4 protein-coding genes are annotated in these 12,023 nt (G+C 47.3%); 1 reads left to right on the forward strand and 3 read right to left on the reverse strand.

All coding sequences use genetic code 11. The features are described 5' to 3' along the window. Positions 1-5: 5 nt before the first annotated feature. From L0M85_RS08215 to L0M85_RS08225, 3 genes are all read right to left on the reverse strand, one after another. On the reverse strand, positions 6-464 hold the full coding sequence (locus L0M85_RS08215; RefSeq protein WP_125335067.1) for a CtsR family transcriptional regulator: 459 nt from the start codon (positions 462-464) through the stop codon (positions 6-8). A gap of 230 nt (positions 465-694) precedes the next feature. Then, complete coding sequence (locus L0M85_RS08220; protein ID WP_125335069.1) at positions 695-4,384, reverse strand: alpha-L-fucosidase; 3,690 nt, start codon at positions 4,382-4,384, stop codon at positions 695-697. Positions 4,385-4,489: 105 nt separating this feature from the next. Beyond that, positions 4,490-11,272 (reverse strand): Ig-like domain-containing protein, encoded by a 6,783-nt coding sequence (locus L0M85_RS08225; RefSeq protein ID WP_238656826.1) that lies wholly within the window; start codon positions 11,270-11,272, stop codon positions 4,490-4,492. A 271-nt stretch (positions 11,273-11,543) separates the two neighbouring features. On the opposite strand from L0M85_RS08225, the gene L0M85_RS08230 reads away from it, so the two are divergent. Beyond that, entirely contained in the window at positions 11,544-12,014 is a 471-nt protein-coding gene (locus L0M85_RS08230; RefSeq protein ID WP_125335073.1) for a small multi-drug export protein, read from the forward strand. The last annotated feature ends 9 nt before the right edge of the window (positions 12,015-12,023 follow it).

Here is a 12,023-nt window from a genome sequence, read left to right on the forward strand (position 1 = left end):
GGAGATTACATTCCCTTTCTATCGACTTGTTGGATAATTTTTCGTAGGATATTGGCTCGTAAGCGATGGGCTTCACTTCCCAGAACCTCGTCTGTCGTCGTCACTGACAAGAGCTCTGCCTCTCTCTTTGTAAGGAGTTTTTCTTCAAATAGCATTTGAAGGATATCGCCAAAAACAGTCTGACTGATTTGTTCCCCGATGCTTGCGCCAAGCTCTTCTAGCATCTGGTGTTGATCTGAAAATTGGACCTTGCCAATCCGGATGTAACCACCACCTCCACGCTTGCTCTCTACGATATAGCCTCGACTTTCGGTAAAGCGGGTCTTGATCACATAATTGATTTGACTAGGAACAACTTGGAAGACATCCGCTAATTCGCTTCTCTTGAGCTCTGCGATGCCTGCTTGGGCCAGTAGCGACTTGATATAGGCCTCAATGCTATCTGATGTATTTTTACTTGCCATGATGCTCCTTTCTGACGTTTTCATTCTAGATAAGCTCTCTGCTTTTCAGAGAATCAAAAATGGTCTCACCATCCATGATGTTATTCTTGACCTTATCTGACTATTATACAATTTTTACGCCTGTAAATAAAGCAAAGACTACGTCGAGATGGAATCGGAGGGCCCTTGTTGGTAGCCAGAAGGAGGCCAAAAAAGAGGCTAGCTATTGCTAACCTCTTGTAGAAGGGACTTTAGGATTTCCGACGAGCGTATTTCACTCTTCCGCCTAGGAAGCCTAAGCCGAGTAGTCCGATCCAAGCTAAGAAACTTGCCTTCTCTGATCCTGTCTGCGGCAGTTTTTCTTGGGACTGCACAGGGTCCGGAGTTACGGCTTCTACCACAGGAGAAAGAGGAGTCTCTTTCGAAGCCGTTGGTTTCAAAATTGGAGCAATTCCACTTTCTTTTTTGTCTTCTGGAGGAAGGAGCGGTTTCGTTTCTTGTGAGTCTTCACTTTGTTTTGTTGGTAGCGCCACATCCGGAATCATAGGAGCTTCTTCTACTTCCTTCGTCCCGACTTCCGTAATCTGGTCCTGGGCATCCACTTCGACAAAGGCATCGACTTCTGTCCGAGTTTCTTTGCCTTCTTCTTGTCGAACCTCGATCAATTTCAATCGGCGTCCGACCTTCCCAGATTGAAGGATCCGGCTTTCGCCCTTGGCCAAGTCCTTGTTCTCACGCGTTTGACTCTCAAATGGAATCTCCTCCGCTTCGATGAGTAGTTCTGGTTTTTCAAGAATCAAATCCCGAACACCTTCTTCTGGTCGTGTCTGCGTCAGCGGTTCATAATTGTGAACATCTCCTAAGATGGTTTCAAGGGCTTCGACTTGATTGGCTGCAGCAACCAAATCTGGTTGCTCTTGATCCAACAACTGAGTCAAGTCCGTCAATTGTCCTTGAACCGTCGGTTTGAGGTCTGCTTTCAAACGATCGAGAGAAGTAGCCTTGATCTTTTCTACTCCTTCTCTGATGATCTGTTGCAGCTCTTCTTGACTGAGCAACTGGCTATCTTTCCCTGATAGGATAAATCGGTCTACCTGGATGGCTCTGGATGATTGAGGGTCATTGAGAGACGGATCCAGATGCAGACGTAGCTGGTGATAACCTTTGGCTAGGCCTTGCAGATTGACCAAACTCTGGTCGAGCTTGCGTTGATCTCCGTAGCCACTGAAATAATGATCGCCTTCGATCTCATAATCATGGCCACGACCTTCTTCGAAGGCTATTTCTTTTCCGTCTAGAGTGACGCTGTAGAGACCATGGCTTGGATCGACCACTCCTCGGACCTCCACGCCGGTGCCCTTAAAGGTAATGGTCACTTCAATGTGTTTCTTGCCTTCCTCATCGGTCACTTGGTTAAAGCTCGACCAAGATTCTGTGCCATTTGAAAAGTCTTTGTTGTCCGTCTCATGGTGCCAACTCTCACTGTAATGCAGTTTTGGATCTTGGTCATCCACTTCTTTGCGATTTTCTGGAAGCAGATCCTCGTTCATCACTTGGACTGTCAGTTCCGGAATAAAGCCGACCAAGCTTCCTTGATCCGGATGGAGCAATTTGACCTTAAAGTCATAGACGTCGGTCGCTTTCCCTGCAAAATCAAGGGTTGGAACTTGGACTGTTTTTTCTGTCTCGCCATCTGCGAACTCAAGGGTGACGTTGGTATCTTTGTAGACCTTGCCATGAACCCCTGTTCCTGGTTCTGTGATTAATTTAAGACTGGCACTTCCTTTAGAGCCACCTTTTCTCTTGACGACGACTTGCGCTGGGTCGCCTTTCTTAACAGCTAGGGTTGGCTGAGCAAACTCAAAGAGCCCCTTTTCTTGGTTATTGAGGGCATAAATCCCTTCCGTTGCGATCGCATCTCCCTTGCTATTGACCAAGGTCAAGGTATGAGATCCTGCTGCCAAGTCCGGTGTTTCATAGACCTTTTGGCTCCGTTTGCGGCTTGGACTTTGGGTATTGACGGTCGCTAGCTTTTGGCCATCGACATAGACATCCATTTCCCCATGACCAGGGTCGACAGTTGCGACCACATAGGCCTTGGTGCCTTCAAATTGATAGGTCACCGAAGCTCCCTTTTCTTTGGTCCACATAGAGGTGCCTCGAACGCCTTCTCCCTCTTCATTCCACTGGCCATTGGCCCGCTCTGCTGTCCGGTCGGAATGATAAGTCAAACCAAGCGGATAGCCATCGGTTTCTTCAATGCTGGCTGGTGTCTTATAGACAGAGACACCGTTCAAGATTGGAGTGGCTTGGGCATCAGTGATGGACACCCGGATATAGCGACTATCAACTGGTTGCCCTTTGATTAATCGGCGGTATCCCACAGTTGAGCCAGCTCCATAAGGAACCCATTGCCCATTCACTGCCACATCAATGGTGAAGCCAGAAATCCGTTGGCCTTTCTCGATGGTTTCTTTGAGCTCGACTACATCAAAGTGTTGCTCTTTTCCAAGATCGAGAACAAAAGAGCCGGTTTTGGCATCATCTGCAGGAGCCCAACTGGTCTTTTCATCCCCATCTGTCAAATGGTTGGCTGAATAATGAGCATTGCGCCGTGTCGAGTCAGCTTCGACCAAAGCTCCTGCTGCATAGTCCACACTGTAGAGTTGGTCCAAAGTCTGGCGGAATTCTTTCAAGCGGGCTACATCGGCATCCGCAAATTTTCCATCTTGATTGGGTGGAATATTGAGCAAAAGCGGGGTTCCACGGCCGACCGATTTGAAGTAAATGTCCATCAATTCACGCAAGGACTTAGGCTCTTGGTTGTCATGGTAGAACCAGCCGGAGCGAATGGAAACATCCGCCTCTCCCACTGAGTATTGCTTCCCTTCTGGATCCCCGTGATTGAGGTAACTATTGGATGGATTGTTGCGGATCTTATCTGGATTGACCTTATGCCAAACTGGATCTCCAGCAATTCCCTTTTCATTTCCGATCCAACGAACATTGGTGGGCTCAGCTGAGAAGATGGCAATATCCCCTTGGGCCTTACGAATGGCATCAAACCACTTGTCGAAGGTATAGGTGACTTTTTGAGCCCCATCGCCACGCGCTCCATCCATCCAGACTTCTACGAACTTGCCCTTGTTTCCATATTTTGGATCTTCAAGGATTTCTTTGAGCTGGTTGAGATAGTATTCGTTGTATTGGTCCTCTGTATCCACATGGTAGAGCGGGCTGTGAGCATCCCAAGGCGAGAGGTAGACCCCCATATCCATGTCATACTTGCTAGCAGAAGCAGAAACCTCGGCTAGGATATCGCCTTTCCCTTCCTTCCAACCGCTTTTAGCAATGGTATGGTCCGTGTATTTGGATGGGTACAAGAGGAAGCCATCGTGGTGCTTGACGACCATGATGGTTCGTTTGAAGCCCGCGTCTTTCAGGGTTTTGATCCACTGATCGGTATCCAGATGCTCTGGATAGAAATAATAAGGGTCTTCTTGCCCATCTCCCCACTCACGATCGTAGTAAGTATTCATCCCAAAGTGGATGAAAGCTGCTAGTTCTTCGCGGTGGTATTGCATCTGAGCCTTGCTTGGAAGTGGTCCATAATCCGCAATCTCAGGCTCCTCATCTAGAGAAGGGGCTGGTTGGCTTGCTTCTGTCCCTTGGCTAACTGCATGATTTTCTTTCTCACTCGTTACGGGCGAGGAATGTTCTGATTCTTCTTGGTGCTCGTTCACAGTTTTCTCCTCCTTTCCTTGATCCCCTGCATTGCTCGTTTCAACCCGTTCTTCACGTGGTCCACTATTCTCAGCTTGTTCCTCTGCGTAACTGGTAGTCACTCCTAAAAAACAAGTCGCTACGACTACAGAGCAGACGCCTACTGAGAGCTTGCGAATGCCAAATCGATTTCTCTTATCAACTAATCTTTTTCCCATATTCCATTCCTTTATGTCATCAGGTAAAGAGGGTGGAGACTTTCCCCATCCTCTTCCTGTTACCTGTGAACTTTTCACCGTATAGTTGCTGGCTATCCAGCTATCTTACTTGGCCTTATCAGCTCTTTTTTTCTTATCATCCAGTACAGCACCGGCAAGGCCTGCCGCTAGGATTCCAGCAACGAGGCTTGTGACGCTTTCTTCCGTTCCTGTATTTGGTAATGTACCTTCGGAAACTGGAGCAACTGAAACTGCTGGTGTTTGAGCTGTTTTCTCGACTTCCTTCCCTGCTGCATCTGTCCCTTCCTGACGCACTGCTTTGACCTCAAGAGATGCTTGAGGAGTTGGGGTAGCTACTGGTCCTTCTGAGCCATGAGGACGTTCTGGGTTCGGAAGCGGTTCTGGCTGTGGCTCTGGTTGTGGAGTGTCTGGAAGCACTTCTTTCGTGCCCACCTCTGTGATTTCTGCCACTGGATCTAGCTCTACAAAGGCATCTAGTTGCTTCCGGCTTTCCACACCATTTTCTTGAGAGACTTCCACCAAGCTCAATTTGCGGCCTTTTTGACCTTCTTGAACCACACGTTTCTCACCTTTTGGAAGATCCGCATTTGGACGTTCTAAGCGTTCAAAGTCCATCTCTTCTGGCTCAATCACCAACTCTGGTTTGATATGGACCAAATTCTTCACACCATCTTCAGGAATAGCGGTTCCTGTAGGTGTTTTTGCGGATAGAGAAAGTTGATATACTTTTTCGAGCTTGCCATCTTCTGAGACAACCTTGACAAGAACCGGGGCATTGGCACTTTTAGCATCCACGACCGTAACGGCTGTTCCATTCTTGCCTTGTGCTGAAACGATTGGACGTTCTCCCTCATACTCTAGATGATAATCTGTCACATCTGGTTTAAAACCTTCTAGGTCTTTGCCATTCACTTGGATGGTGACGTCTGTTGTTGCCTGAGCATCTTCTGTTGGAGCATAGGCGCTCAATTCAATGATTCCGATTCCTTTAAGACTTTCATCACGGACCATTCTTAAACGGATGGCTTTGGTTCTGGTTTCGTTGAAGCTGAGGTTAGAGATATAACCAGGCTCAAAGGCATAATCCAAGCTATACGGGATTTCTTCCCAGTTTGAGGCTTGGTTAAATGGATGATCTGGAAGATTCTTCAGATTGCCATAATCATCCGGAACATCAAAGTCTGGACCAATATAGCGTTCAAGAACCGTTTTCGTTGGCAGACCTGTTTCCTGATCTGCAAAGAAGTCGACCGCTACTTTATTGACTAAGCGCTCTGTTACTTGACCATTTTTCTTGAAGATGAGACCAGCAAACACTTCGGTTTGATCCGGCTCTCTCTTCCAGTTGGTCCAACGGTAGTACTCGTTGTAGCCACCATCATTGATGTAATCGATATAGTCGATTTGATTTGGATCGAGATCGTTGGTTTCACTAGCAAATGCTCTGGTATCCTCTGCATTGTAGTCACGGTTCACAGACAGGATTTCTCCTGTCTTTTCGGACACCCGGACGGTCAGCTGAGCTGTCAGATCATAACCGAGGACCTTTCCTTCTAACGTAAAGATGCCTTCATGAGAAAGTGCATCAGCTGGGATAGCCTGCCAGTCCACCGTAAGTTCCTTGCGTTCGTAACCTGTGTCCCCTTTGAAGTAGACACCTACTGTAGATGCTAGAACCAGATCTTGACCGACTTTCACAAAACGTCTGCCTGCTTCTACTGCTACTGGAGCAGCTTGTTTCAGTTTTTCTGCATCACTTGTGAGATGGAGGCGGTATTCTTGTAAGATAGTACCATCTTCCGCTTTATGGACGACACGGATTGGCTCACCTTCATGGACGCTTGGCACAACCGTTGCAAGACCGTGATGGCTAGCTGTCGCTTCCACTTGTGGATAAGCCCGATCACGCGCATCGATGTAGTAATCGGTCACACTTGGATTAACTCCTGGTAAAACCTCACCGTTGACACGAATGGTCACCTGGCTCTTTTCTTCTGCCGCAACCTTATTGGCAAATACCTGAATCTCTGAAATAGAGCTTCCACGTTTGCCTTCTGGTGTCTTCATGCGGATACGAACAGCATAGGTGTCGACTTTATCAAAACTGAAATGATTCATCTTGCCAGCTGCTACCGGTTCTTCAACGGTTAGGTTGCTGACTTCTTTCCAGTTGGCTGGATTGTTAAATGGATGGTCTGTTTCGTCTTTGACGCGATTTGGATTGCTTGGAACTGTTGGGATTTGCTCCCCTGTATAGTACTCAATCACGTATTCACTTGGAGCCCCAACGCCGTGGTCTTCATGGAAACCAACATGGAGGTTGTCCACTGCACGCTTGGTCAAGATACCAGAGTCCCCAAACAAGATTCCAACCGAATCTTCCGCATTGTCACGGCCCCAGTTGGTCCAACGGTTAGCTGGAGCATCGGTAAAGGAGATGACCTTGTCATTGACCTTAGCAACTGGATCCGCATCGTTAGAGTCACTTGCAAAAGCGAGTGGCAAGACAGATCCTGTCCATTGCTCTGCTACATTGGCTCCCTTGACTGTGTTTGCGGAAACACGAATATGAAGACGGGTTGGAAGATCTGTTCCTTCTACACGACCGGAGAGGACAACTTCTCCTTCTTGGGCCAAGAGTTGCGGATCGACCGCATCCCAGGCCACTTTCGCAGCATAGGTCTTGCCATTGGAGTGATAGGTCCGTACGCTTTCTGGAAGGGCTGGTTTTTCACCGACTGGCGTTGTCGTGCTGACTTCTTCTACAGCGATAATGCCTTCAACGGTGACTTGAGCTTGGGCTTCTTTTTCCACACCCTCTACATGACCTGTGACTGTAAAGCTATGATAATCCTTGACTTGATCCGCTGTCACGGCATCCCAGGTCACACGTTTTTCTTTCGGGAATCCCTTGTCATACTCGACCAAGACGGTCTCTGGAAGAGCTGGCAAAACGTTTCGATCGGTGCTGATCCGTACAGGACGCACCTTGACAACTGTCTTTTCTTCTGGATTTGGCGTGATGGTAAAGGTTAATTCCCCTGTTTTTCCTTGGAAGCTAGCTTGTAAATGAACCAATCCTGCTTCTCGTAGTTCCAAACCTTTCTTGCTTGCGACCGCTTTTCCTTGACTACCAGCTCTTGTCTTCACATCGATTTGATCTGCTTGGAGACTTGCCTGGCTACCATCTTGGTAATGGGCAATGACTTCAAGTGGTACCGTTTGGTCTTCCTTGAGTTCCTGTCCTTCTGGCAGACGCAATTCTAGGCGCTGGATCTGTGGACTTTCTTCTTGGAATTGGACCACATAGGTCTGTACAGCTCCCGTATCCTTAGCAGTCACATAGATTTGAGCCTTCAAACCATTTTCACGATTAGCTTGTAGGACCGTCACTTGAGCATTTTCTGCACTTGCTGTGACTTGACCTGGCTCTTGCCCATAAGCGAGGGAACGGAAAATAGTATGGTTGCCACTACCAAATTTTGGAAGGGCTACTCCATCTAGTTGCACGGTTGGTTTCTTAGCCTTGCTGACTGTTCCACCTGCAACCACTAGAGTCGCTTGGACGGTTTCCCCATTGCCTAGGTGTCCTGTCGCTTTCAAGCGAGCACCTGGTGTGGACAACTGATCTTCTTGACCAGCTTCCAAGGTCCATTGATCAACTTCATAGCTAACTGTCCGGCCATCTGTGAAGACCAATTGCACAGTCTTATCCACTATCGCTAGGTCTGCTCCCTGTGGGATTTGTTTGATAACTGGAAGGACTTGCTCCACACCGATCACATCGACCAGAGCTTCGACCGTCCGTCCTTGAACATGACCTGTCACACGGACTTGGCCAGCACGACTATAGTCTGCTGCATCCCATTCAACGGCTTCTTCTTGGGCCTTGCCATCACTATAGACTACATTGACCTTACTTGGCAAGGTTGGATTTTCTCCTAGATAAGCACTTTGTCGAACAGGTTCCACACCTAATACAGTGCGTTCTGCTTGGTCCTTCTTACCTGTAAAGAGGCTGACTTGGTCTGACTGCAAGCGGTCTGAGTCTGCGTACAGGGTAAAGGCACCTGCTTGCTCAGTCGATTTGACAATGACAACCCCTTTGCCGTTAAAGGCCCGACGTTGCCATGAGCCATCTTCCTGCGCTTTGTAGCGTTCCCGGCTAGCTTGTTCCCCGTTGTCGACACCGACAATTTGGCCTTGGCCATGCAAATGGAAATGCACCAAGTTATTGGCAGTTGGTACGACACGGCCTGCTTCATCGACAATCTCATAGGTAATATAAGTCAAATCCTTGCCGTCTGCCGCAATGGCGTGTTCTTCTTTCAATAGACGAACACCGACTGGCTTCCCAGCTGTTTCGATCTGATCGCGGGCAATCACTTCTCCTGCTTCGTTGCGGGCAATAGCTTCCACCTTACCTGGCACATAAGGAACCAACCATTCTAGATAGAGTTCATCCGGATTTGCCCCTTCTTGGTAGGTCCGGCCATCTGCTGTGGTCTTCTTGGTAAAGGTCTTGACTCCTTGTGATTCCCCATTGACAATCAATTCCACACTGTGGGCATTGGAGAAGGCACGAACAGGAATCCGACCTTCTTCATCCATGACACGATTGGCTAATTCTGGATTGTCCCAGTTCCAATGTGGTAAGAGATGAACCATTGGATGTTTCTCAGCCGATATCCATTGACTTTGGTAAAGGTAAAAATCATTCTTTGGAAGGCCGGCAGTATCGACAATACCGAAATAAGAACTTTTCACAGGTGTGTCATTTTGGTTGTGCCATGGGGTTGGCTCGCCGATATAGTCCGTACCTGTCCAGATAAATTGTCCTGCATAGCCGGCATGATCGCGGTCAAAGGTCCAAGAGACTGTCGCTGTCCGACCCCAACCAACCCGGTCATTGCCATAGTCTGATTGTTCATAATGGCGGTCTTCTTGGTTGCTTCCGACCCACTCTCTTTCAGGATGGTAGTAAGAGCCCCGCGTCCGCGTTGCAGAAGAGGTTTCAGAACCATAAATGAGCCAGTTTGGATGTTTAGCGCGTAGGCTTTCATAGTTGGCCTCTGAGTAGTTAAATCCAACCGCATCGAGCTCTGCCGCTACCTTTTCATGCCCTCCTGATCCATCACCAAAGCGGAATTTATCAGCTCCCATGGTGACATAGCGAGTTGCATCCACTTCCTTGATGGTCTTGACCAGACGACGAACGGTTGCGACAGACTTATCAGATCCATCTGCTTCACCGACTTCGTTACCGATTGACCACATCACAATAGAAGGATTGTTCTTGCCTCGCTCTACCATGGTCCGAAGGTCATAGTCAGACCACTTATCCCCTTTTCGAGCTTCTGGATGCGTTGCATCCTTTTCAAAGAATCGACCGTAATCGTATTGTTTCTTGCCACCATACCAGGTATCAAAGGCTTCTTCTTGGACCATCAAGCCCAACTCAGCCGCAATTTGCAGGGTTTGTTCACTCGCTGGGTTGTGGGTCGTCCGGATCGCATTGACCCCCATGTCCTTCATCTGTTTGAGACGGCGGTATTCAGCCTTGTAATTTTCCTCAGCTCCGAGGGCCCCATGGTCATGGTGAAGGGAAACACCGTGGAATTTCGTAGCCACTCCGTTAAGGAAGAAGCCCCCTTCTGGTGTCCAGTTGAGATAGCGATAACCAAAACGTTCCTTTTGCACATCGACCAATTGCGAATCCCGATAGACCCGTGTATACAGAGTATAAAGGTCTGGGTTATTGGTTTTGACATCCCAGAGAGTTGGTTTTTCAACATGAAGGGTATGAGACAGGTTGATCTCTTGACCAGCCAAAACGGATTGCACTTCACTGCGCACCTTTTCACTGACCACTTGACCATTTTGATCGACGATTTCGTATTCCGCATACACACTGTGGGCTTGATCATCTTGGTTGACAATACGACTCTTCACAAGAGTATCGACTGCCCCATTCTGTTGTTCTTCTAACTTTGGACTAGTGATGGTGGTCCCATACTTAGCCACATGAACCTTATCCGTCACACTGAGTTTGACATCACGATAAATCCCACTTCCAGAATACCAACGACTACTTGGCTGTTGGTTGACCACATGAACCGCGATGGTGTTTTCACTTCCATCCGCATTCAAATAAGGGGTAATATCATAAGAAAAGGCATTGTAGCCATTTGGATAATGACCCACGAATTGTCCGTTTACATAGACTTTCGAATCCATGTAAACTCCACCAAATTCCAAGCGGACTTTCTTATCTAGATCTTTGTCATCCAAACGGAAGGTCTTGCGATACCAAGCATCCCCACCGTTTAATTGTCCCCCTTCATTTTGAGCCGGAGAATTGTGATCGAAGTCAAAGAAGATTGACCAATCATGTGGCAAATCTAATTTTTTCCAGTTTTTGACATCCACCTGGCGACCTTCTGCACCAGGAGCTGCATTTAACTTGAAATACCAGTCCTTGTTAAAATCTCGTTCGCGATCTTGCACCATGTCCTCCGCTACTTGTTTTTGATCCTTCGCAGCCTCTTCAATAGCCCCAGCAGAACGTTCACTTGTTTGAGGTTCCACCTGTGGCTTTTCGATTTCGCTCTCATTTCTTTCAGGAGTAATCACAGCAGGTGCCTCTACGGTTGTTGAAGCTTTATCACTTGTCCCAACTTCTCCATTCGTCACCTCTGACGCCTCCCTTGTGGCTGTCATCTCCTCTTCTGTTACAGCTCTTCCTTCTTCTTCAGCTAAGACAGATGGAGCTCCCAAAAAAGATACACCGATTAATACAGAACAAGCTCCAACCGCGAGCTTGCGAATACTAAATACACTGCGCTTTTCAAAAAAAGACTTTCCCATATTTAACCTCCATTTAAACAATTAATATAGTAAGCGCTTTCAATGCTTTTGAAAATTGTACCGAATCTCACATTATAACTATACCAAATAATAAAGGTTAAACAAGGGATGTAATGGACAGTCTTTAGTTTGATCAAAAAGAACTATAATTTGTAGAGAATAGATAATATTCTTCGTTTTTTAATTCTGAAATACTAGATTTTTAACTTGAATAGTTGTGAATTTATATAAGATAAGGTAGAATGGAAAGGATGAATTGAAAGGATAACACATGAACTACATTATTACTTTTTTAATCGCCATGATTCCTCTGGTAGAACTTCGTGGAGCCGTTCCCTACGCCATATCTAGTGGAATTCCTCTTTGGCAAGCTCTCCTGATTGGGGTCATTGGCAACATGCTTCCTGTCCCTATTATCTTCTTTTTCGCTCGCCATATCCTGGAATGGGGGAAAGATAAGCCTGTTATCGGGAATTTCTTTACCTGGTGTCTCAACAAAGGACATCGTGGAGGACAAAAACTAGAAGAAGCTGCAGGGGATAAGGGAATCTTTTGGGCCCTACTCCTATTCGTCGGTATTCCCTTACCAGGAACTGGAGCCTGGACTGGAACCCTCGCCGCCTCTATTCTAGACTGGGACTTCAAACGAAGCGTCCTTGCTGTTATGCTGGGAGTTGTCCTAGCAGGTCTCATCATGGGCTCTCTCTCGCTCCTCTTTGGACTAGATACCTTTGCGCATTAATCACAAAAA

This window comes from Streptococcus sp. DFI.7.26, from assembly GCF_022240605.1.
Lineage (GTDB): Bacteria > Bacillota > Bacilli > Lactobacillales > Streptococcaceae > Streptococcus > Streptococcus xiaochunlingii.

Excerpts from the sequence above, each read along its gene's own strand:
- L0M85_RS08215 (WP_125335067.1), bottom strand. The coding sequence starts at position 464 with ATGGCAAGTAAAAATACATCAGATAGCATTGAGGCCTATATCAAGTCG.
- L0M85_RS08220 (WP_125335069.1), bottom strand. The coding sequence starts at position 4,384 with ATGGGAAAAAGATTAGTTGATAAGAGAAATCGATTTGGCATTCGCAAG.
- L0M85_RS08225 (WP_238656826.1), bottom strand. The coding sequence starts at position 11,272 with ATGGGAAAGTCTTTTTTTGAAAAGCGCAGTGTATTTAGTATTCGCAAG.
- L0M85_RS08230 (WP_125335073.1), top strand. The coding sequence starts at position 11,544 with ATGAACTACATTATTACTTTTTTAATCGCCATGATTCCTCTGGTAGAA.